Source organism: Phaeobacter sp. BS52 (assembly GCF_045040595.1).
In the GTDB taxonomy this organism is placed as follows: domain Bacteria; phylum Pseudomonadota; class Alphaproteobacteria; order Rhodobacterales; family Rhodobacteraceae; genus Phaeobacter; species Phaeobacter piscinae.
In genome coordinates this window covers 167755-189132 of record NZ_CP090662.1, presented here as the reverse complement: position 1 = coordinate 189132, position 21378 = coordinate 167755, and the positions used below count along the sequence as shown (strand labels likewise).

Annotated in this window: 26 protein-coding genes and 2 pseudogenes; 18 read left to right on the top strand and 10 right to left on the bottom strand. The window is 61.1% G+C overall.

Annotated features, from left to right (window positions below):
* Position 1 precedes the first annotated feature (1 nt).
* A complete protein-coding gene (locus tag L0Z65_RS00920) occupies positions 2 to 1093 on the top strand; it encodes a FecCD family ABC transporter permease (RefSeq protein WP_405109916.1) in 1092 nt (363 codons plus the stop codon).
* 67 nt (positions 1094 to 1160) lie between these two features.
* On the opposite strand, the gene L0Z65_RS00915 is transcribed toward L0Z65_RS00920, so the two are convergent.
* Entirely contained in the window at positions 1161 to 1508 is a 348-nt protein-coding gene (locus L0Z65_RS00915; protein WP_405109912.1) for a RidA family protein, read from the bottom strand.
* A 327-nt stretch (positions 1509 to 1835) separates the two neighbouring features.
* Here L0Z65_RS00915 and L0Z65_RS00910 point away from each other — a divergent pair.
* The 6 genes and pseudogenes from L0Z65_RS00910 (at position 1836) to L0Z65_RS00885 (ending at position 7716) form a co-directional block, all read left to right on the top strand.
* A pseudogene (locus L0Z65_RS00910) lies at positions 1836 to 2868 on the top strand (BMP family ABC transporter substrate-binding protein).
* A pseudogene (locus tag L0Z65_RS00905) lies at positions 2819 to 3362 on the top strand (ATP-binding cassette domain-containing protein); the annotation flags it as partial. The pseudogenes L0Z65_RS00910 and L0Z65_RS00905, both read left to right, overlap by 50 nt.
* 162 nt (positions 3363 to 3524) lie before the next feature.
* Entirely contained in the window at positions 3525 to 4451 is a 927-nt protein-coding gene (locus L0Z65_RS00900) for an ATP-binding cassette domain-containing protein (protein ID WP_405112419.1), read from the top strand.
* Positions 4441 to 5490, top strand: coding sequence for an ABC transporter permease (locus tag L0Z65_RS00895; protein ID WP_405109909.1), 1050 nt, complete (start codon positions 4441 to 4443; stop codon positions 5488 to 5490). The genes L0Z65_RS00900 and L0Z65_RS00895 overlap by 11 nt, the downstream gene beginning before the upstream one ends.
* A 1-nt stretch (position 5491) precedes the next feature.
* Entirely contained in the window at positions 5492 to 6436 is a 945-nt protein-coding gene (locus tag L0Z65_RS00890; RefSeq protein WP_102896444.1) for an ABC transporter permease, read from the top strand.
* On the top strand, positions 6436 to 7716 hold the full coding sequence (locus tag L0Z65_RS00885) for an amidohydrolase family protein (RefSeq protein WP_405109905.1): 1281 nt from the start codon (positions 6436 to 6438) through the stop codon (positions 7714 to 7716). Before L0Z65_RS00890 ends, L0Z65_RS00885 begins: the two co-directional genes overlap by 1 nt.
* A gap of 7 nt (positions 7717 to 7723) precedes the next feature.
* On the opposite strand, the gene L0Z65_RS00880 is transcribed toward L0Z65_RS00885, so the two are convergent.
* Complete coding sequence (locus tag L0Z65_RS00880; protein WP_405109902.1) at positions 7724 to 8305, bottom strand: exopolysaccharide biosynthesis protein; 582 nt, start codon at positions 8303 to 8305, stop codon at positions 7724 to 7726.
* A 372-nt stretch (positions 8306 to 8677) separates the two neighbouring features.
* On the opposite strand from L0Z65_RS00880, the gene L0Z65_RS00875 reads away from it, so the two are divergent.
* From L0Z65_RS00875 to L0Z65_RS00860, 4 genes are all read left to right on the top strand, one after another.
* Positions 8678 to 8803, top strand: coding sequence for an entericidin A/B family lipoprotein (locus tag L0Z65_RS00875; RefSeq protein ID WP_405109899.1), 126 nt, complete (start codon positions 8678 to 8680; stop codon positions 8801 to 8803).
* Positions 8804 to 9136: 333 nt separating this feature from the next.
* A complete protein-coding gene (locus L0Z65_RS00870; protein ID WP_405109896.1) occupies positions 9137 to 10483 on the top strand; it encodes a mechanosensitive ion channel family protein in 1347 nt (448 codons plus the stop codon).
* Between the two features lie 88 nt (positions 10484 to 10571).
* Complete coding sequence (locus L0Z65_RS00865; protein WP_405109893.1) at positions 10572 to 10835, top strand: Rho termination factor N-terminal domain-containing protein; 264 nt, start codon at positions 10572 to 10574, stop codon at positions 10833 to 10835.
* 57 nt (positions 10836 to 10892) lie between these two features.
* Positions 10893 to 11072, top strand: coding sequence for a PLDc N-terminal domain-containing protein (locus L0Z65_RS00860; RefSeq protein ID WP_027246380.1), 180 nt, complete (start codon positions 10893 to 10895; stop codon positions 11070 to 11072).
* Between the two features lie 92 nt (positions 11073 to 11164).
* Here the strand turns inward: L0Z65_RS00860 and L0Z65_RS00855 are convergent, their stop codons facing one another.
* Positions 11165 to 11674 carry a pyridoxamine 5'-phosphate oxidase family protein gene (locus L0Z65_RS00855; RefSeq protein WP_027246379.1) on the bottom strand — a complete coding sequence of 170 codons (510 nt, stop codon included), beginning with the start codon at positions 11672 to 11674 and terminating at the stop codon, positions 11165 to 11167.
* A 116-nt stretch (positions 11675 to 11790) separates the two neighbouring features.
* Positions 11791 to 11988, bottom strand: coding sequence for a CsbD family protein (locus tag L0Z65_RS00850; protein WP_014875600.1), 198 nt, complete (start codon positions 11986 to 11988; stop codon positions 11791 to 11793).
* A gap of 214 nt (positions 11989 to 12202) precedes the next feature.
* Between L0Z65_RS00850 and L0Z65_RS00845 the strand changes: the two genes are divergently transcribed.
* The 5 genes from L0Z65_RS00845 to L0Z65_RS00825 are packed head-to-tail and all read left to right on the top strand — an operon-like array spanning position 12203 to position 14980.
* Positions 12203 to 12757 carry a hypothetical protein gene (locus tag L0Z65_RS00845; RefSeq protein ID WP_405109888.1) on the top strand — a complete coding sequence of 185 codons (555 nt, stop codon included), beginning with the start codon at positions 12203 to 12205 and terminating at the stop codon, positions 12755 to 12757.
* The gene (locus L0Z65_RS00840) at positions 12757 to 13167 is read left to right on the top strand and encodes a phage holin family protein (RefSeq protein WP_102896437.1); all 411 of its coding nucleotides are present in this window, start codon (positions 12757 to 12759) and stop codon (positions 13165 to 13167) included. Before L0Z65_RS00845 ends, L0Z65_RS00840 begins: the two co-directional genes overlap by 1 nt.
* On the top strand, positions 13160 to 13894 hold the full coding sequence (locus L0Z65_RS00835) for a hypothetical protein (RefSeq protein ID WP_405109885.1): 735 nt from the start codon (positions 13160 to 13162) through the stop codon (positions 13892 to 13894). The genes L0Z65_RS00840 and L0Z65_RS00835 overlap by 8 nt, the downstream gene beginning before the upstream one ends.
* A 44-nt stretch (positions 13895 to 13938) precedes the next feature.
* A complete protein-coding gene (locus L0Z65_RS00830) occupies positions 13939 to 14775 on the top strand; it encodes an AI-2E family transporter (RefSeq protein ID WP_405109882.1) in 837 nt (278 codons plus the stop codon).
* Entirely contained in the window at positions 14756 to 14980 is a 225-nt protein-coding gene (locus L0Z65_RS00825; protein ID WP_405109879.1) for an AI-2E family transporter, read from the top strand. The genes L0Z65_RS00830 and L0Z65_RS00825 overlap by 20 nt, the downstream gene beginning before the upstream one ends.
* Before the next feature lie 41 nt (positions 14981 to 15021).
* On the opposite strand, the gene L0Z65_RS00820 is transcribed toward L0Z65_RS00825, so the two are convergent.
* The 4 genes from L0Z65_RS00820 to L0Z65_RS00805 are packed head-to-tail and all read right to left on the bottom strand — an operon-like array spanning position 15022 to position 19030.
* The gene (locus L0Z65_RS00820) at positions 15022 to 16539 is read right to left on the bottom strand and encodes a phospholipase D-like domain-containing protein (RefSeq protein WP_102896434.1); all 1518 of its coding nucleotides are present in this window, start codon (positions 16537 to 16539) and stop codon (positions 15022 to 15024) included.
* A complete protein-coding gene (locus tag L0Z65_RS00815) occupies positions 16514 to 18238 on the bottom strand; it encodes a sensor histidine kinase (protein WP_405109876.1) in 1725 nt (574 codons plus the stop codon). The genes L0Z65_RS00820 and L0Z65_RS00815 overlap by 26 nt, the downstream gene beginning before the upstream one ends.
* A gap of 56 nt (positions 18239 to 18294) precedes the next feature.
* Positions 18295 to 18840: an RNA polymerase sigma factor gene (locus tag L0Z65_RS00810; protein ID WP_405109873.1), complete on the bottom strand. Its 546-nt coding sequence runs from the start codon at positions 18838 to 18840 to the stop codon at positions 18295 to 18297.
* The gene (locus L0Z65_RS00805) at positions 18833 to 19030 is read right to left on the bottom strand and encodes a NepR family anti-sigma factor (RefSeq protein WP_405109870.1); all 198 of its coding nucleotides are present in this window, start codon (positions 19028 to 19030) and stop codon (positions 18833 to 18835) included. The genes L0Z65_RS00810 and L0Z65_RS00805 overlap by 8 nt, the downstream gene beginning before the upstream one ends.
* Positions 19031 to 19126: 96 nt before the next feature.
* Here L0Z65_RS00805 and L0Z65_RS00800 point away from each other — a divergent pair, with 96 nt between their 5' ends.
* Positions 19127 to 19942 (top strand): response regulator, encoded by an 816-nt coding sequence (locus L0Z65_RS00800; RefSeq protein ID WP_014880914.1) that lies wholly within the window; start codon positions 19127 to 19129, stop codon positions 19940 to 19942.
* A gap of 105 nt (positions 19943 to 20047) precedes the next feature.
* On the opposite strand, the gene L0Z65_RS00795 is transcribed toward L0Z65_RS00800, so the two are convergent.
* Together L0Z65_RS00795 and L0Z65_RS00790 are read right to left on the bottom strand one after the other, a co-directional pair.
* Complete coding sequence (locus L0Z65_RS00795) at positions 20048 to 20545, bottom strand: Dps family protein (protein WP_014875609.1); 498 nt, start codon at positions 20543 to 20545, stop codon at positions 20048 to 20050.
* 194 nt (positions 20546 to 20739) lie between these two features.
* Positions 20740 to 20904 carry a DUF1328 domain-containing protein gene (locus tag L0Z65_RS00790; protein ID WP_014875610.1) on the bottom strand — a complete coding sequence of 55 codons (165 nt, stop codon included), beginning with the start codon at positions 20902 to 20904 and terminating at the stop codon, positions 20740 to 20742.
* A 119-nt stretch (positions 20905 to 21023) separates the two neighbouring features.
* On the opposite strand from L0Z65_RS00790, the gene L0Z65_RS00785 reads away from it, so the two are divergent.
* Positions 21024 to 21338 carry a hypothetical protein gene (locus tag L0Z65_RS00785; protein WP_405109865.1) on the top strand — a complete coding sequence of 105 codons (315 nt, stop codon included), beginning with the start codon at positions 21024 to 21026 and terminating at the stop codon, positions 21336 to 21338.
* Positions 21339 to 21378: the final 40 nt, after the last annotated feature.

Sequence of the window (21378 nt, the reverse complement as noted above, 5' to 3'; positions counted from 1 at the left end):
TATGCCTACCGCCCACGCACATCCCGCATCTGAGCCGCGCCTCAGCGCGCGCGCCCGGCGGCGCCTGCGCGGGCGGCTGGCCTGGATTCTGGGCGGGGCCGTTCTGACGGCCCTGACCCTATCGATTGCCGTTTCTGTGGGCGCGGTTGGCATTCCGCTGACCTCCGTCTGGGGTATCGTCGCCCACAAGCTGACACACGGATCAGCGCTTGCGGCAGACGGTGTATTTGATGTGAGCTGGAGCAAGGGACAGGCAGCGATTGTCTGGGACATCCGGTTTCCACGCGCCCTGCTGGCGATGATGGTCGGCGCCGGGCTTGCCATGGTGGGGGCCAGCCTGCAGGCGGTGACCCGCAACCCGCTGGCCGATCCGCATCTGCTGGGCATCTCCGCATGCGGCGCCTTTGGTGCGATTCTGGCGCTGCTGCATACCGGATTGTTTCTGGGGCTGCTGACGGTGCCTCTGCTGGCGTTTGTCGGCGCCCTTGCGGCCACGGCGCTGGTGTTGGCTGTTTCCCGCTTTGCCGAGGCGACCACCGCAGACCGGCTGGTGCTGGTGGGTGTAGCGGTGTCCTTTGTCGTTATGGCAGGGGCCAATGTGCTGATTTTCCTAGGCGATCCGCGCGCCACGCATACGGTGGTCTTCTGGATGCTGGGGGGGCTTGGCCTCGCTCAGTGGAATCATCTGGCCTATCCTCTGGTAGTGCTGGTGCTCTGCGGCGGCTGGCTCTGGTCCCGCTCCGGCGATCTGAACGCGATGACGGTCGGGGACGAGACGGCCACGACGCTGGGCATCCCGGTGGCACGGTTTCGCCTGATGACTTTCTGCGTCGGTGCGCTGATCACCGGGGTGATGGTCGCGTTTTCCGGCATGATCGGCTTTGTCGGGTTGATCGTGCCACATGTGGCCCGGCTAGTCGTCGGCGGTGATCATCGCCGGGTGCTGCCGGTCTCGGCGCTGTTTGGCGGGCTGTTCTTGGTCGCCGCCGATATTGCCGCCCGCACTCTGATGGCCCCGGAGGATATGCCGATCGGGCTAGTCACCGGACTGGTTGGCGGTGTGTTCTTCATCTGGCTGCTGCGGCGGCGCTAAGCCTGCCGCCACAACAGACGATTAAGACCCCCGCGCATATCCCGGGGGCCTTCTGCAGCTGAGGACGTCAGACAGCAGCCACCACGATCATCTCGACCAGCAGTTCGGGCCGTGCCAGCTTGGCTTCACCGCAGGCCCGTGCCGGGGCCGCGCCCTCAGGCACCCAAGCGTCCCACACCTCGTTCATCGCTGCGAAGTTGGCCATATCCGAGAGCCAGATCGTACATTGCAGCATGCGGGATTTGTCGCTGCCTGCCTCGGCCAGCAGCGTGTCGATCTTGTCGAGGCAATCCTGCGTCTGCTGAGCAACGCTGGCGCCTGCGGTGCCGACCTGACCGGCCAGATAAATGGTCTCGCCATGTTTGACGATCTGGCTCATGCGGGGGCCGGTATGGCTGCGTTCGATCTGTGTCATATGTTCCTCGTTCGGTGACGGCCACGCCGGAGGGCGGGTCTGCATCAGGGATATCGGTCCGGCCTTGGCATGGCAATGCACCCTGAGACGGACCTCCGCTGCCAGCAATCCACCCCTAGCAAGCCGTTCAAATAACGCACAAATTTTGATATTTGAATTCGTCCTTGCCGAAAAGAGAAGCGCCCCCCTATAGTTTCCCCTGCGGAACATATGGCGCGTATTGCCGGGCTCACGACCGAGCCCCTAGCGTCGATACCACGCGGGCTTGACCGGCGACGTTCCGAAAGAGCCTGCAACATCGCAGGGCCATCGACAGGGGGAAATGACATGACATCGACCAAGACCCGCGCGCGGATGTCGCGCCGCCAATTTCTGCTCAGCTGTGCCGCTGGCGCGCTGACCGTTGGGCTCGGACCCTCGCTGGCTGGGCAGGCACAGGCCGCAGAACCGATCAAGGTTGCTGAGCATTTACACGGTGCCCGTCGAGCAACAGTGGGTCAGCCGCATCCACGTTGCCGCCCTCGCAGCAAAGAATCGCGGTGACATCACCTATACGTTCTCCGAGAACACCTCGAACACCGATTACCCGCGCGTGATGCGGGAGTATGCCGAACAGGGCCACAAACTGATCATCGGTGAGATTTTTGGCGTTGAGGCCGAGGCCCGCGAAGTGGCCGCAGATTACCCCCATGTGGCCTTCCTGATGGGAAGCTCTTTCAAGGAAGATCCCGCCCTGCCCAATCTGGCAGTGTTCGACAATTATATTCAGGATGCGTCCTACCTGTCGGGTATCGTGGCTGGTGCTATGTCCGAGAGCGGCAATATCGGCATGGTCGGCGGCTTTCCCATCCCTGAGGTGAACCGCTTGATGCACGCCTTTATGGCGGGTGCGCGGGAGATGAATCCCGATATCACATTCCAGGTCTCCTTCATCGGCAGCTGGTTTGATCCGCCAAAGGCCAAAGAAACCGCCTTTGCGATGATCGAGAACGGCGCCGACATGCTTTATGCGGAACGCTTCGGGGTGTCGGATGCAGCCAAGGAAAAGGGCGTTCTGGCCATCGGCAATGTAATCGACACACAGGGCGACTACCCCGACACGGTGGCGGCCTCGGCCCTGTGGCATTTTGAGCCAACGTTAGATGCCGCAATTGCCAAGGTGCGTGACGGCAGCTTCACCGCGGCGGACTATGGCGTCTATTCCTTCATGAAGGAGGGTGGCGCCTCGCTGGCCCCATTTGGCACCTTTGAAGGTAAGATCCCCCCAAAGGCACTGGACCTGATCGCCAGCCGCACGGCGGCCATCAAGGATGGCTCCTACGAGGTGGAAATCAACGACGCTGAGCCTGCGTCCTCCTGACAGGGGGCCGCGCATGGCGTCGGATAAAATGGCGGCGGCACCGGGCAACGCCCCGGTGTTGCGCCTGCAGAACATCACCAAACGCTTTGGCAATGTCACCGCAAACGATGACGTGAGCTTTGATCTGTTTCCGGGCGAAGTCATTGCCTTGCTTGGGGAAAACGGGGCGGGCAAGACCACGCTGATGAACATTCTGTTTGGTCAGTACACGGCGGATGGCGGCGGCGTGGAGCTGTTTGGCGCCCCCCTGCCGCCCGGTGCGCCGCGCGCAGCGCTAGATGGCGGCGTCGGCATGGTGCATCAACATTTCACGCTGGCGGACAATCTGACAGTCTGGGAAAACATCACCCTTGGTGTGGAGCCGCTGTTGGGTTTCGGCCTGCGGGCAGGGCTTAGCCAAGGCCCGCATTCGCGCGCTGGCCGAGCAGTTTCACCTGAAGGTCGATCCCAACGCAAAGGTTTCGCGGCTCACCGTTGGCGAGCGTCAGAGGGTTGAGATCCTGAAGGCGCTCTACCGGGACGCCCGGATCCTCATCCTGGATGAGCCGACGGCGGTTCTGACGCCGCAGGAGGCCGACGCGCTGTTTGCGACCCTGCGCGAAGCGATCAGCTTGGGGCTGTCCGTGATCTTCATCTCGCATAAACTACATGAGGTGATGGCGATTTCAGATCGGGTTCTGGTGCTGCGCCATGGCAGACTGGTGGCCGAACGACTGTCCGCTGACACTGACAGTGACGAACTGGCTGCGCTGATGGTCGGGGCCGATGTGGTGCCCGCGAAATTTGTCGCCAACACACCCGGCCCTGCCCTGTTGCAGTTGCGCGACGTCACCACCCCCACCATCGGCGCAGCCCCCGGATTGCAGCGGGTCTCGCTGGATCTGGCGGCAGGGCAAATCACAGGGCTGGCCGGGGTTTCCGGCAATGGACAGGCGGCGCTGTCTGACCTGGTCTCAGGCCTGATCTCGCCGCAAACTGGCAGCTTGGTCCTGAATGGCGGCGATATTGCCAACTGGACACCACGCAAAGCCATCACCGCCGGTATCGCCCGCATTCCCGAAGATCGTCACAAAACCGGGACAATCGCGGATTTCGATCTGACGGAGAATGCAATCCTTGAAACCTACGCCACCCGTTTCAGCCACCGGGGCTGGCTTGACTGGCGGGCCGCGCGTGACTTCGCCAAGACCGTGATCGCGGGCTATGATGTCCGCTGCCCCGGCCCGGACACCCGCATTCGGCTGCTGTCCGGTGGCAATATGCAGAAGCTGATCCTTGGCCGCGTGCTGGAGCAGGCCCCGCAGATCATCCTCGCCAATCAGCCGGTGCGCGGGCTGGATATTGGCGCGGTTACCTATGTGCATGAACAGCTGGCCAAAGCCTGCGCCCGGGGTGCGGCGGTTCTGCTGATATCCGAGGATCTGGATGAAATCATGCAGCTTTCTGATGTGATCCATGTGATCAGCGAAGGGCGTCTAAGCCCCGGGTTTGCCCGAGGCTCTAAACAGCCAGAAGACCTGGGGGCTTGGATGGCCGGTCATGGCTTTGATACGCCACAGACGGAGGATGGCCATGCGGCTTGAACCGATTGCCGCGCCAAGCTGGCCGCGGCGGCTGATGCCGCCTGCGCTGGCGCTGTTGGCGACCTTTGCCATTGCCGCGCTGCTGGCGCAGATCGCGGGCGGAGAGCCGCTGTCGATCTTTGGCCTGATCCTGACCGGCGCGTTCGGGTCGAAATTTGCGCTCCTTGAGACGCTGAACCGGGCAACGCCGCTGATTTTTACCGGCCTCGCCATTGCCGTCGCCTTTCGCGCCAAGCTGTGGAATATCGGCGCTGAGGCGCAGCTTTATGCCGGGGCGGTGATCACAGTTGTGCTGGGCACCGGCGCGCTATCCCTGCCTGCCCCGCTGCTACTGCCGCTTCTGGGTCTGGCCGCGATGGTCGCCGGGGCGGCGCTATTGCTGGGGCCTGCGCTGCTGAAAACGCGGCTGGGGGTGGATGAGGTGGTCACCACGCTTTTGTTCAACTTCATTTTTCTACTGTTTGTCTCCTACCTGCTGGAAGGACCGCTGAAGGATCCGATGGGGATGGGCTGGCCGAAATCCCCCCGGCTCAGCCCCGACGCACGGCTACCCCGAGTGGTGGACGGTCTGCGGCTGCACTGGGGGTTTGCGCTGGCGCTGATTTCGGCGGTCGCGATCTGGGTGATCAATACCCGCACAACCCTGGGCTATGAGATGCGCGCAGTTGGCCAGAACGCCGAGGCCGCTCGATTTGCGGGTATTCCAGTGACGCGGGTGATCCTGAAAACCGCGCTGCTATCAGGGGGGCTGGCCGGGTTGGCGGGCTATTCCGAGGTGGCGGGTCTGAAAGGGGCGCTGACGCTCGATCTCAGCCCCGGTTTTGGCTACACGGGCATCGTTGTTGCAATGCTGGCGCTGCTGCATCCCATAGGAGTTGTTTTTGCAGCGCTGTTTGTTGCGGCGATTTTTGTCGGTGCGGACAGTATGAGCCGGGCTGCCGGGGTGCCGAGTTATCTGGCCGATATCATGCTGGCCTCTGCTCTGCTGCTGATGGTGCTGGCGATCCTTCTGAGCAAATTCCGGCTGCGGAGGGACTGAGATGGACATTCTCGAAATCCTGTTTTCCGCCAGCTTCTGGGCCGCCGCCATCCGCATCGCCTCCCCGCTGATTTTCGCCACATTGGGAGAGCTGATCTGCGAACGCGCCGGGGTGCTGAACCTTGGGATTGAGGGGATCATGGTGGCTGGCGCCTTCTCCGGTTGGATTGCCGTCTGGGCCGGACTGCCGCTCTGGGGCGGGGTTGGTGTGGCGCTGCTGACCGGCATGGGTTTTGGCCTGCTACATGCCACGCTCAGCGTGCCTTTTGGGCTGTCGCAGCATGTGGTGGGCATCGGGCTGACACTTCTGGCCACCTCCCTGACCTTCTACACCTACCGCGTGGTGCTGCCGGAGGTGTCATCGCCGCCCAAGATCGACGCCTTCCAACCCTATGAAATCCCGTTTCTGGCGGATCTGCCACTACTTGGCCCGGCGCTGTTTTCCCAGACACCACTGACCTATGCCGCCTTTGTGCTGGCCGGGCTGTGCGCCTATACGCTGTATCGCACGCCGCTGGGCCTTGCTGTGCGGGCCGCAGGCGAGAACCCGTCGGCAGTGGCCGCGCAGGGGCTGTCGGTGACCGCGATCCGCATGGGCGCGGTGGTGGTCGGCAGCGGGTTTATGGCGGTGGGCGGCGCGTTCCTGACGCTCTCTGCCTTTGACAGTTTTTTCTTCGATATGGTGAATGGGCGCGGCTGGATTTGCATTGCGCTGGTGGTTTTTGGCGCGTGGCGGCCGGGCAAGGCGGTGCTGGGGGCGATCCTTTTTGCAGCCTTTGATGCGCTGCAGATCCGCCTGCAACAAACTGGGATCGGCGCGGTGGTGCCCTATCAGCTGTTCCTGATGCTGCCCTATATTCTGTCGATATTGGCGCTGATCCTGATGTCGCGCCGCGCCGAGGTGCCTGCCGCGCTGATGGTGCCATTCAACAAGGGAGAAAGATGATGTTGGACCTGTTGATCAAGGGCGGCACCCTGCCCGATGGCTCTATCGCGGATATCGGCATCACCGGTGACACCATCACCGAGGTGGCGCCCTCCATTGACGCGACAGCCGGAGAGACCATCGAGGCGAGCGGCGATCTGGTCGCGCCGCCCTTTGTCGATCCGCATTTCCATATGGATGCGACGTTGTCCTACGGGCTGCCACGGGTCAACGCCTCCGGCACGCTCCTGGAGGGGATCAGTCTCTGGGGGGAGCTGCGCGAGGAGGCCAGTGTTGAGGATATGGTCAGCCGCGCGTTGACCTATTGCGACTGGGCGGCCAGCATGGGGTTGCTGGCGATCCGCACCCATGTCGATACCACCCCCGACCACCTGCGGGGCGTGACCGCGATGCTGGAGGTGCGCGAGGCCGTGAAGGAGTATATCGACCTGCAGTTGGTCGCCTTCCCACAGGATGGGCTCTATCGCGCTGAAAACGGGCGCAAAAACCTGATCCGCGCGCTGGATATGGGGGTCGATGTGGTCGGTGGCATCCCACATTTCGAACGCAGCATGCAGGACGGCGCGGACTCTTTGCGTGACCTTTGCAAGATCGCGGCGGATCGGGGTTTGCAGGTTGATATCCACTGCGACGAGACCGATGACCCCCACTCGCGTCATATTGAGACCCTGGCGCAGGAAACCCTGCGACACGGGTTACAGGGACGCGTTGCAGGCAGTCACCTCACCTCCATGCATTCGATGGACAATTACTACGTCTCCAAGCTGCTGCCGCTGATCGCTGAGGCTGAGATTCCGGCCATTCCCAATCCGCTGATCAATATCGTGTTGCAGGGACGGCACGACAGTTTCCCCAAACGACGCGGGTTGACGCGGGTGAAGGAACTGCTGGAGGCAGGTGTCACGGTGGGCTGGGGGCAGGACTGCGTGCTGGATCCCTGGTACAGCCTAGGCACCGGGGACATGCTGGATGTGGCCTTCATGGGGATGCATGTGGCGCAGATGACCCACCCGAATGAGATGGCCCATTGCTTCACCATGGTGACCGACAGCAATGCCGCCATCATGGGGCTGGAGGGCTATGGGCTGAAGAAAGGTGACCGTGCATCGCTGGTGGTGCTGGATGCCGCCACTCCGACCGAGGCGCTGCGTCTGCGGCCTGCGCGCCTTGCGGTGATTTCACGCGGCAAGGTGATCAGCCGAAGCGCGCGCGGTGATGCGGCTCTGTCCATCCCAGGCCGCCCGGCACAGGTGCGGCGACGTCATCAACGGCCCGGATGACCTGACATCAGAGCAGCAGATACGGCAGGCCGACCGCCGCCGTCGCCAGCAACAGCAGGGCCACCAGCATCACCAACCCGTCGCGGGTCAACATCGCAACGGCGAGGCTGCTGACGACAATCCCCAGTGTGGAGGAACTGAACGGCACCAGTTCCAGAAAGGGCATTGCCAGCCCGCAGAGCGCGCAGATGACCCGTGGGATTGTCAGAAAAGGCTGCCGCAGCAAAATCTTGACGCGGGCCTCCGTGTGACGGTCCAGAAACCGCGCCATGCGGCGCATCGGCCCCAGAACCTTTCGCGCACGGTCAGAGGAGACCCGCTGCCTGCGAAGCCAATCCGGCAACCAAAGATGATCGCGTCCCAATGCCATCTGACCCGCAATCAGGAAGATCAACATCCCGCAGATTGTGGAGAATAGCGGCACCCCGCTGAGAGGGGACACGACCGCCATTGCAGGGAGCAGCAGGGTCGCCGACATCGATGAGTGGCCCAGATCCTCCACAACGTCCGCAACGCTGATGCTGTCTTCCTCAAGCAGCTCTGTTGTGGCGTCGATCATTTCGGCAACGGGTTGGTTTTCGGCGGTCATTCTGTGCAGGCTCCTGTTGGCGGCGCGCGTCCGATACACGGGCAAAACGTGTTCAAGCCGCCGTGGTTCCGTCGTGTCCGCGCCGCAACCCGCCGAACCAAGCCATTGTGCCAACCTCCAGCCCACCACTCGGCCGCAGTTTTTCAAGGAACCCGCAACGTCTGCGGGAACCGTTTCCTGATGCGAGGCGTTAGCACAGCGCAACCCCGTGATGAGACGGGGCAGGCCCCAGCTGATTGGGGGCAACCGGGGCCGCGACCGGGCATTTGCCCGCGCCCCACCCTTCCGCTGGTCGCAGACTGGCGCGCATAAGACCGGGAGACATTCCGGATTGGAAACGGCCCCAGCGCCGCGAAACGAAAGGAAATTGATATGCGACTTTTCATTGCTGCTATTGCTCTGGCCGGTCTGGCCGCTTGCGAAACCACCGAAGGGTTCGGCCGCGACGTCTCAGATCTTGGCGATGCCATTACCGAAGAATCTCAGGAAGCGCAGTAAACCAACTGCGCCCGAGCACCCCGTCAGATCCGTTCTGGCGGGGTGTTTTTTGTATTTGAGGTAGAGCCTGCGAATTTTGTCGTGACATCGACGCCCGTCTGCGGTTGACCTAGCCCTGAAGTCACAGAACCATTGCGGTGCGGCAGTCCGCTTTGATTTCGATCCGCTGCCGAACTTTTACATCTGCGCCCCAGACCGAGGATGCCCATGCCAGACTGCCCTGCCCGCCCCCCAGTCATCGCTGTATTGGGCGCGCGCCCTACCATGGCATGCATCCCCTGCCCCCAGCGCGCACTGCAGATGCTGTTGCACGGTTTGGTGGTAGCAACCCTGGTGATATCCTTGCTGATGCCGGTTCTGGCGACGGCCCAGACCAGCAGCGAACCGGTTCAGACCGACAGTGCCATCCAACTGGACGGCAAAGCGGCTCCGGATTCGCAGATCCGCCGCCGGATCGTCGAACTTCTGGGGGAAATCGACGGGTTTGATAAGGTCGGTGTCTCAGTCTCCAATGGTGTGGTGACCCTTGCGGGCGAGGTGCTGGATAATGCGCGCCAGACCCAGCTTACCACCATGATTGAGCGGATTGACGGCGTCGTGGCGATTGAGAACCAGACCCTGGTCAACGGTCGGCTGGACGAGCGGCTGGACTCTGCGTTTTCAAGACTGAAAGAGCGGACCCGCAATATCATTGCCAATGCGCCGATCTTCTTTGTTGCGATGCTGGTCTTCGTGATGATCTCCGCCTTTGGTTGGCTGGTCACCACCCGGCTGCGGATCTGGCAGCGTCTGGCGCCCAATTCCTTTATAGCAGAGGTCTACAGCGCCGTTGCTCGCATCGCCTTCATCATTCTGGGTCTGGTGGTAGCATTGGATATCCTCAACGCAACCGCGTTGCTGGGTGCGGTTCTGGGGGCTGCAGGTGTGGCAGGTCTCGCGGTTGGTTTTGCGGTGCGCGACACGGTAGAGAATTTCATCGCCTCAATCCTGCTGAGCCTGCGGCAACCCTTCCGACCGAATGATTTTGTAGAGATCGCTGGCGATATGGGCACTGTGGCCCGGCTGACCTCGCGTGCAACCATTCTGATCTCACCGGAGGGCAACCATATCCGCATCCCCAATGCGACCGTATTTAAGGGCCGGATTGTGAACTATACACGGGACGCCAACCGGCGGTTTGAGTTTGAGCTGGGGGTGGATGCGGACGCCGATCTGGCGGCGGCCCTATCGACGGCAGTCGACGCACTGCAATCGCTGCCCTTTGTGCTGCGCGATCCGTCGGTCGGGGCCTGGGTCAAGGAAGTGGGCGATTCCAACGTGATCTTGACCTTCACCGGCTGGGTGGACCAGACCCGCAGCAGCTTCCTGAAAGCGCGCGGCGAGGCGATCCGCACCGCCAAGACCGCCCTGGAGAGCAACGGATTTGGCCTGCCGGAGCCGATCTACCGCCTGCGCGTGGATGCCAATGCAGCGGCCAGCCTGTTGCCGATCACCGATCAGCCGCGTGGTGACGCCGCCGATCTGTCGCCGCAACCTGCACCAGCTGCGGCAGAGACCCCCCTTCCGGCAGCCGCTGATCCCGCGCGGGTTGAAGACGCCAATGAGGAGGCCGCCACCCGTGAACGCAACGCCCCCGACGGCGGTGGCGATCTGCTGAGTGAGGGTCAGAAAGCGGAATAAACTTCGCACAACGCAACCGTGTGGGCCGATGTTTCTGCGGAACAATCGCTGATGTCTCTGCGTTGCCCCAGAGACAAAGGAGCATCCCATGGCAAAAACCCACAGCCCCTCCATTAAGAATGACAGCACCTATGATGCCCTGCGCGACAAGGGCTATAGCAAGTCCAAGGCCGCAGCGATCGCCAATGCCCAGGCCAACGACAATATGGCCCCCTCTGAAAAAGGCGGCAAAGCGCCCCCATATGAGGATTGGACCAAGGATGAGTTGATGGAGCGTGCCCGCGAGCTTGAGGTTGAGGGGCGTTCGACCATGAGCAAAGACGAACTGATTAAGGCTTTGCGCAACGGCTGACACGGTCAGGCCCGCGCTGCGCGGTCTCTAACCCCTTCCAATCAGGAGACGTGATAGATGGTAGAATATGCTGGAATTGGCGGGCTTATTGTCCTGCTGCTATCGATCTGGGCAATCGTATCAATTGTCGGATCCAACGCCAGCACGGGCAAAAAGGTCATCTGGGTGGTCTTTGTTCTGATCTTGCCCATATTTGGGTTCATCTGCTGGCTGCTTTTTGGTCCGCGCGCGCGCTAGCCGCTGCGCTGTATTTCGATGATACAAAAACAGCGCCGTCTTTTGCGAGACGGCGCTGTTTGTTTTGCATGTTCGGGAGGCCCACAACGACCTCAGGTATTGAGCTGAAGCACGTGGTGTACGCCGACGTCCGGGTGGCCCTCGGTCTCACTCATGCTCGCGCGCAGCAGTTTCAGACCGACCAGAACCGCGTTGCCCTGCGAGGCCCAGACCGCCGCCTCCCGCGGGGTCATTCTCAATAGCGTGACCTTTGGATCATCGCGCCCCTTCTCGAACCAGGCACCGACTGCAAAGCTCCACAGCTCGTCCAGCTTATCAGGGTCGTTGGTGACCTCAATCGGGCCGCGTACGCTGGCGTGATAGTCCTGACCATCCGACACAAAGGTCAGCTGCGCGTCAGCGCCAAGGCCGGTTGCCTTGACCAGATCGCTGTCGGATGAGCTGATGAACCAGATCGCGCCGTTCTCAGCATCGGCGAAATGAGTCATCGGCTGCGGGTGCTGGTCGCTGTCGCGCACCGCCAGCATGGAGGTGCGGCGTTTTTCCAGTTGGTGCCAGAGTTGAGAAATCGCGTCGTCTTTTGTCTCGGTCTGTCGTGCCACGGGTAAAATCCTTTTATTTCTATGCTCGCGCCTGTCTTCGGGCTTGTGCCGGGGACGGGCTTCAGCCCGTTCCCTGTGCTGCTGTCTGCAACTGCTTCGGTCGATACGGGGGCCGGTCAGACAGAGGCGAAGAATTTGTCCAATTCGCGCTCCGCTTCTTCGCGGGCTTTGCCGTATTTGGTTTGCAACAGGCCGACCAGCTGCTCGCGGTCACCCTTGGCCTGCTCCACTTCGTCATCCGTCAACTCACCATAGGCTTCGTGGAATTTCCCTTTCAGGGTCGCCCAATTGCCTTTGATCTGGTCCTGATTCATAGCGTGCTCCTGCTGTTGCGGTGTCGTCGCCTAACCAACGTGCCGATATCGGCTTGGTTCCCGGAAATTTTGCTGTGCGCACAAGCGCTGGCACTCTGAGCCGCATCTTCTGCCGGTTGCCTGACCGCACCCGTAAACTGAGCAGAGGATCGGGAACCAACCGCCACAATCGGCGTTGAGAGCATGAGCCATCCAGACAGAACAGGAGAGGCAAATGACTGATCACAGCACCACCCCGCGCCCCATTGAGCGGGCCAAACACCACGCCAGCGAACTGGCTGAACAGGCGCAGGATACGCTACGAAGTGAAGCGCGCGCCCGCGCTGAGGAGGCTCAGGCGCAGGCCGCCGGTGAGGCCGCCACAGTGGCCCGCGCCGCAGATGCCGCAGCATCCGAACTGCCGCCGGGATCGCTGCAAGCCGAAGCTGCCCAGCAACTTGCGCAGGGCCTGGAACAATTTGCCGACAAGGTCCGGACTGCCGATCTCGACAAGGTGCTCCGCGATACCGGCGATTTCGCCCGTAAGAACCCGATGCTATTTCTTGGCGGGGCCGCGCTGCTTGGCTTTGCCGCGACCCGGTTTCTGAAGTCCACGGCCCCGGATGCAGGCCACACCACCTCTGTCGCAGACGACACCGCCGATGACCCATGGGGTAGCTACGAGGCAAACCACGTCTATCCGACCAGCGACGCCAACTCTGACCACGGTGCAACGGCGCGCGAGACCGGTCACGGATCTGCCCCAGGCGCCACGCGGAGGGTGTCCTGATGGAAGAGCAGAATACAGCAGCCAGCCCGTCCGAGGCGCCGGGCATTATGGTGACCGTGCTGAAGCAGATGTCCCAGCTGATGCAGGATGAGGTGCGTCTGATCCGGGCAGAGATGTCCCGCAACCTCTCCCGCGCGGGCGTGGCGCTTGCGATGATCGCGGTCGGCGCCGTACTGGCCATTGTGGGCCTGCATGTGCTGGCCGCCGCTCTGGTCGCAGCAATCGCTGCTCTGGGCCTGAGCGTCGGCACCGCCGCGCTGATTGTTGGTGGACCGCTGATCGCGCTGGCGGTTGGTCTGGTCATGCTGGGCGTCAACCGCCTGTCCCCGTCCGCCCTGATGCCCGATCGCAGCCTGCGCAACGTCCAGCGCGACCTGAAGACCCTGAAGGAGACCACCCGTCATGCCTGAGACATCTGATCTGACCGACCTTGAGAGTGAAGTGGCCCGCGACCGCGTGGCCCTGTCCAAATCCCTTGATACACTGGCCGTTAGCCTATCGCCTGATCGCATCGCAACGCAGGTCTCGGCGACTGCATCGCACTATGGCGGCGAAATCTCGCAGCAATTGTGGTCAACCGCGCGGGCCAACCCGGCGGCACTGGCCTTGGTTGGCACCGGCATTGCGCTGCTGATGTCCGGCGCTGGTCAGCGCCGCGACGCCCCCGCGCGGCCGCAATCCAGCGCCCCTGTCCAGACGCCTGTGACACCAACAGTGCAGTCAGTCGCGAGCAAAGGTCCAAGTGCCAAACGCCTGCGCGCCGCCTTGGATCACGGGTTGGACAAACTGCCGCCCAAAGCCCGCAAACAGGTCCGCAAGGCGCGCATGTCCGCGCTCCACATTCAGGAAGACCTTGAGCGCCGCGCCGCCAAGCTTAGCCGGGCCTCGCAGGAGGGCATAGCGGCCCAGCCGCTGGTGGTAAGCGGGCTGGCCTTCGGCCTTGGTGCGATAGCTGCGGCGTTGCTGCCGCAGACCCGGCAGGAAGATGCGCTCCTCGGCGAGAAGCGCGATGCGTTGATGGCAGAGGCCCGCGACATTCTGCAACAGGAGATGCGCAGTCTTGCCGACAAGGGCGAAACAGCCCTACACCATCAGGTCAGCAAAGGGCGTGACGCCCTGCGTGCCTCACTCGACTGAGCTCACAATTCCCCTCCGCACTGACGATGCCGGAGGGGTTTTCTTTGAACAAGGCCTTTGCGATGTTGAATTCCATGCTCTCTGACCGGGCCGCACGTATCATGCTGCTCATCCTGACAGCCCTTGCCCTTGGCCTTGCGCTTTTCTTCGCAAAACCCGTTCTTGCGCCCGTTGTCTTCGCGATAGTCGTCGGGATCGTCGTTTCTCCGCTGGCGGACCGATTGCAGGGGATTGGTGTTGCACGCGTGATCGTTGCGGCCAGCCTGTTGCTGTTTTCTTGCGCCGTTATCGTACTGCTGTTCCTGTCACTGGAACCGCTGATCTCCGGCGTGGTCGAGGATCTGCCAAAGATCAAACAGGAGATAAAAAGCTGGATCTACATGATGTCCGGCCTGCTGCGCGGGATAGAAGCCATCAGCCAAGAGATCGAGCAAACGGTCGGCACGGGCGCTACCGAAACAGACGTCACAAGTGGGTTTCCAACGTTGATGGATGCGCTGTGGGTGGCGCCGAACTTTGGCGCGCAGGTGTTCATCTTCATCGGAACGCTGTTCTTTTTCGTGCTGACGCGAACCGATATCTACGCGGCGGCCGGATCGTTGGGCAAACGGCTCTACCGTGCGGAACATGAGGTCGCGCGGTATTTTGCTGCTGTGACGCTGGTCAATGCAGGATTGGGCGTCACCACCGCAATTGGTCTTGCGACGCTTGGGATCAACAGCGCGTTGATCTGGGGGCTTGCGGCGATGTTGCTGAACTTCATTCTCTACCTTGGCCCGCTGATGATGATCGCAGGGCTGACCTTTGTTGGGATGACGCAACTGGGCGGTGCTGCAGCGCTGATGCCGCTCGGCGCTGTTTTTGGCGCTCAACCTGATTGAGGCACAATTCGTGACGCCCGCCTTTGTTGGTCATCAACTGCATCTGAGCCCGTTGGTGGTGTTTCTTGCCATTGTGTTCGGACTGTGGATTTGGGGCCCGGTGGGCGCAATTGTCGCCCTGCCGGTGCTGCTCTGGATCGGGCAGTTGCTGCGCTCTTCAGCGGAGGCGCGCAGATTACAGGGCGAAGAAAACCCAACCGGCTGAGCTGGTTTCCCAGCAGGGGGCGCTAAGCTCAGTCTCTGCGGTCACACAACATCTTCGGTCGCCCCCGGCAGCGATTGCTGCAAATCCGCCATCTTCTGCGGATCATGGGGCACCAGAAATCCGCTGCGACTCTGTGGCAAGCGAACGCCATTGCGCTGTATCTCACGCTGCCACCAATCCGCCGCAGTCTCAACCGCGCGCGCCTCCGGAGGCATCTGGCCTTGGTGCCACCAATGGGCACACATCGCCTGCCAGGCTTTGGCGACGCGCTGCTTTTCCGTGATCCGAAGCGCCACCTCCGTGTCCCAGCGCATGGATCGCCCATTCATGTTGGCGGACCCGATCATCGCAAAGTTGTCATCTGCAATCAAAACCTTGCTGTGCACATAGATCACGGGTGAACCTGCCAGAACCGATGGCGCTTCACGCTCCGCCAAAAATGGCTGCACCGGGCTTGCGATTGTGGCACGCGCGCCAAAGGCCGTCTGCACCGTCTCCAGAGCCTGCCCCTGCAACGCCATGCCATAACGCGCATCCAGATCGCGATTGCCCTCAAACGCCACATCATCTGGCAGCGCTGGCAGAACCAATATCAGCGAGAGATCCGGGTTGCGTTTGGCGGCAGCGGCCAGCCCATCAGCCAGCACGCTGGACCGCAGGAACTGGGTCTCCAGATAGATCAGACGTTCTGCCCGTTCGAAAGCGGCCAGATAATCCTCTTCGATCTCGCGCAAGACCGTACGGGGGGATACCGCCCAGAACCCAAAGCGGCGCGGCGCGGAGATCGTACGCCGAATGAGCTGTCCTTCTGGCGGTGTTTCTTTTCCGGCGACATAGCGCTGGAAATGACGCAGGTAATGTGCAGCCTCCCGCGCCTCGGGACCGCTGACCAGAAGTTGTACATCCGCCCAGGTCTCCTGCGATGGCAGATCATGTTTCAGCGTGTCGCGGCGCCGGTCATTCAGATCCAGCCCACCGACATACAGAAGACGCTCATCAATCACCGCCAGTTTCTGGTGATGGGTGACAGGGCGGACCTCCGGGAGGACCTCATCGCCTGGGGCATCCTCCGACGGGGAGGACTGGCCGTGGCTGGAGTCCTGCATCTTCTTCATCTTGACGAAAGGACCAAAGGCAAGGCGCGGCAGAAGGCCCGCACGCGCAGGATGCATCGCCCCCTCGACCTGGAGATCTCCGACCGGAATATCGGTGGCACGACGGGCCAGCCGCGCGGCGATAGACTGCGCTTGAGCCACACTGCGCTTGGTCTTCTGATGCAGCTCCGGTCCCATGACCGGATCAAAATCGCTGATCACCAGATGAAAATCGACACCCCGTGCCACCACGTGTTCAACCAGGTCGGCCCAGGTCTCGCCAATGGCACAGGCTTCGGGGCTGAGCAAAGCGGTTGAGAAATCGAAAATACGAAAACTGGCACGCACTTCTTTTTTCGCGCCCAGTACTGCGCGCTCAAACGCAGGCCACGCCTGCGCCGCCGTCACCAGAACCTCAAAAACCTCTGGATCGCCCGCGTCATCCGGTATGTCGGAGGTCCGCATTGTCATTAGCACCCTTTTGTTCCGCAATCGCCGCTGCTGCGGTATCATCACTACGCGGGAAGACAACCTCGTAAGTAAACTCGGTCTCAGTTTCCGTAACCTTCGCATCACCGTTCAACTGGGCGACAAAGGCCTTGATTAGCCGCGCGCCGAGCCCACTGGTAAAATGGCGATCTTCGTGTGCCACTCTGGATCGCGGATCCAACGTATTGTGGATTGCAAGACGGCACATACCGTCTTCTTGCCCTGTGAAAAAGACCTGAACCACGCGCCGTCCGTCCTCAGCCTCACCCGCATATCTGACCGCATTGGTTAGCGCCTCAGCAACCAGCATGGAGAGGTTTACCGCATCATCCTGATTGAGGGGAACCGTCTCCAGTTTGGTTTCAATAGACACAGCTGCGTCAGACCCAAGCGACATGGCCGCGACTTCCTTTGCCAAGGCGGTGACCAGTTCAGCCGCATCGACGGTTGTGACGTCTGGGTTTGTGTTCAGGGAGCGGTGGATCGCCGCCAGTCCACGCACCCGACGCTGGAGCTGCGCCAGCACTGTACGTGCCTCATCTGAACGCGCAGAGCGGGCCTGCATATTCATGATGGAGGCGATCAGTTGGAGATTGTTCTTCACCCGGTGATGGATCTCGCGCAGGAGAATTGTTTTCTCGCGCAGATCGATTTCACGGCGCTCCTCCGCCTTGCTGAGGATCAGCACCATCCGGTTGAAGGACTGTTGCGCCTCGGCGAATTCACGTGGTGGGTTGGTCAATTCCAGTTGCGCCTGTTCACGCTCACCCAAGGCATAGCGCCGCATTGCCGTTCGCAGATCGCTGAGGTGACGGATGACCAGACGGTGCAGGCCAAAAACCCCGACAACCATACCCGCCAGCCACATCAACACCGGAAAGGCCAGCGTGAAGACCCATCCGCCCGCGCCGGTGGCCATCTTGGCCTGCGCAGCCGACCAGCTGCCCACAACCGCGATCTGCCCCGGAATAATATCACTCACTGCAAAGAAACGTTCTTCCCCCGCGTTTGACACCGCGAAAAAAGTCTCACCGGATCGCGCCATAAGATCCTTGCGCAGCGATGTTTGTGGCAAGATCCACCCGGCCTCGGACAGAGGTTCAGACGCAGACAGAACGTCGCCCTCCTCATTGATCGTGGCGAAGCGGATCCCCTCCAGTTTCCAGTCATCGGTGAAGAAACTGCTGGTCAGCCGGTTTGGAATCGCCAGAACAAGATAGCCAATCACCCGGCCCGCCTTTTCGATCGGGCGAGTGAGGGACAGCTCAAACCCATCGCTGCCGTCAAGATTACGGCCAACGCCATAAGATGGCGCGCGACGGGACAGCGCGCGTTGAAAGATCGGTGTGTCGGCGATGCTGGCCTGCCTCCCGCCCGAACTGCAGACTGGCTGCCCATCAGGTCGAAATAGGCCCGCGAAGGAATAAGCCGCAGTCTCCGCCACAAACGACGCCATCACCGCATTACAGGCCTCGGGTCGGTCGCTGAGAGGGAGGGCGACCGCGCTAAGCGCCTCCGCAGCGCCATTGGTGCGCTGCAGAAATTCACGCTCTGCCAGGGCTGCATGTTCCGCGCGCGCCAGAATGGCGACGCGCGACAATCTGGCCGCCTCCTCTATCACCGAATAGGTCTGATAGATGGCAATCATGCCCAGCGGCAACAAGGCCAAGGTCATGAGAGCAGCGAGCCTGACAAACAGGCCGTGCGACCAGTGCCCGCCCCAACGTCATGTTACGCCACGCTTTGCTGCGATACGATGCCAGCAGTGACGGTATCCGTCAGCTCCATCGGCTCATCTTCGTCAAGGTTCATCAGCTCTGCCAGACGCGCACGCCCGCGATTGACGCGGCTCTTGATCGTGCCGACCTTGACGCCGCAGGTTTCCGCCGCTTCCTCATAGGAGAAACCGCCTGCACCAACCAGCACCAGTGCCTCGCGCTGCTCATCGTTCAGCTGTTCAAAGGCCGCGTTGAAATCGCGCATGTTGAGGCGACCGTCGTGGTCGGGTTTCTGTGACAGCTGTTCAGAAAGGGCACCATCGGCGTCCTCAACCTCACGGCGACGCTTGCGGCGCAGGGAATAATAGGTGTTGCGCAGGATCGTGAAGAGCCAGGCCCGCATGTTGGAGCCTTCCTCGAATTTCTCGATATTGGTCCAAGCCTTGACCAATGTGTCCTGTACCAGATCATCGGCCATCGCCGTGTTGCGGGTTAGGCTGATGGCAAAGGCGCGCATGGCACCGAGGTGGTCGACCAGCTCGTCTCTCGGGTCACTCATTGATGTCACCCGCGTTGTTACCTGATTTTTTTTCCTGATCCACACCTTTTGCCTTCAGCTGATCCAGCAGATTGGCGAAACGATCCGGAATGGGTTCCGAGGCCAGTGTTTCAAAGGCCCTCTTGAGATTGCTATCAATCTCTTGTTCGACCGCATCGCTGCGTTTGTCTGTTGCCTTGTGCTTTTCCATACGATCCAACTATAATTTTTTACGTAGGCTCTGGAACCAAACGCAGGTACCGAGCGTATGGTTCCATATGTATTCAGAAAAAAAGGGACATATCAAATGACCGCCCCGACGGGAGAAGTTCTTGCTAATCAGATTGGGTCTAACCTGCCATTTTTGCGTCGTTACGCCCGTGCACTGACAGGCAGCCAGACCAGCGGTGACACCTATGCCCTTGCCACTCTGGAGGCGATCTTGGCCGAGCCTGATCGTTTTGAGCCGGAGCTGAAAGCCAAGGTGGCCCTCTTTCGCGCCTTCCACGTCATCTGGAGCTCCAGCGGCGCCCCGGTGGAACTGGATGAGCCGGACAGCGGGCTGGAGACCCAAGCGCAGAAGCATTTGCGCAGGCTCACCCCCAACACCCGCGAAGCGTTGCTGCTGCACACAATTGAAGATTTCAGCAGTGCCGAAGTGGGACAAATCATGGACATCAGCGCCGCAGAAGCGGGAGAGCTGGTCAAGATTGCCTATCAGGAAATGTCAAAATCCACCTCCGGCCGGATCATGATCATTGAGGATGAGGCCATCATCTCCATGGATCTTGAAGGGATCGTGTCGGACATGGGTCATCGCGTCACGGGCATCGCCCGCACCGAGGATGCCGCGCTGAAACTCGCGCAGCAGGAAACCCCCGATCTGATCCTGTCAGACATCCAGCTAGCGGATAACTCCAGCGGCATCGACGCAGTGAACAAGATCCTGGCGGCGCATTTCGACTGTCCGGTCATCTTCATCACCGCCTTCCCCGAACGGCTGCTGACCGGTGAGGGACCAGAGCCTGCGTTCCTGATCTCCAAGCCCTATACTGAGGATCAGGTCCGTTCAGCTGTCAGCCAGGCGATGTTCTTCTCTTCGACTGAGACGCTCAAAGCCTAATCAACGACCAACGCTTTATTTGTGATAGCCGCCTGAAATCAGGCGGCTATTTTTTTGAGTATTTACGGAAAGGTGACAGGCTGTCAGCGGCCAGTCCGGGCGGTGTTACCCTTTTGCAATGGCACGCAGCATCCAAGCCGCCTGTTCATGAAATGCTGAACGCGCGGTGGCCAGATCTTCGGTCACGATGTCTTTGCGATCGCCAGCCAGCTCAGCCAGTGCGTGCAGCCGGTGCGCCACACGTTCGTGGCTGTGCGCAAGATCTTCGACCATTTCCGCTGCCGTCAACCCGCCGGGTTTGTCCTCCAGCTTCGAGCGGCTCACGATATCGGCAAGGCTGGACGGCGCCAGATGGCCCAAGGCCCGAATCCGCTCAGCCAGATCGTCAGCGGCGGCAAACATGTTCTCGTATTGCTCTTCGGTCAGCTTATGGACCGAGTAAAACGCCGGACCTTCGACGTTCCAGTGATAGGCGTGGGTCTTGAAGACCAGGCGGTAGGTGTCAGCCAGCACATCGGCAATGCCGCTGGCGATCACGGATGTGTCGCGGACACCAGTGGCAACATCATCACGGCTGGGCACAACTGAGAGCGCTTCGCTCATCTTATCGTCTCCTTTGTCTGTGTTGTTATCGCTGACCCAACGTGTGCAGCTGGCGGAGGTTCCATCTTTTCTAACTGCGGTACGGATCCGCCAGGACGCCGCATCCATACGCCGCGCCGCGTGGACCTCAGCATGGGAAACGGGCGGAAGTCAGCTCCTCCGCCCGTATCAGGTCAGGATCTGATCTCTGCATGTCACCTGCCCTTGATCACCCGAACCACCATCGCGATGGCAAACAGGATGAGGAATACAAAGAACAGGATCTGGGCGATCCCCGCAGAGGCCGACGCAACCCCGCCAAAGCCAAACAGGCCAGCGATGACTGCGACGACAAAGAATAACAATGCCCAATAAAGCATGGCCGCCTCCTTCATATCGTGTTGCGCTGTGATACCTGCCCAACTCAGGTCGCGCGGCGATAGTTCCATGGAACCTTCGCCGCATTCTGCACGTTGAGATGGGGAAAGGAGATTTCATCATGGCCGCGACCCAGACACAGACTGAGACTAAAAAATCACCCGCAGCGCGCCGCGCCGGGGGGAACGAAGCCGAGGAGACACAACCGATCGCCGAGAAGGTGAAAGAGGTTGGTGAGCAGCTTGAGGACATGGCAGTGCGCAACGCACAGGCCGTCCGCGAGATTGCCAGCGACGGCGCCAAGTCCGCATCTGAAGCCGTCAGTGATCTGGCGGGCCAGAGCGAGGATTTCGTGAAAAAGAACCCTGCCCTGGCTGTGGCAGGCGCACTGGGCGTCGGCGTGCTGATTGGTTTGGCGGTGCGCAACCGCTACTAATCCAGTTCGCGACGAACGGATGGAAAGGGGGGCCTGTCGG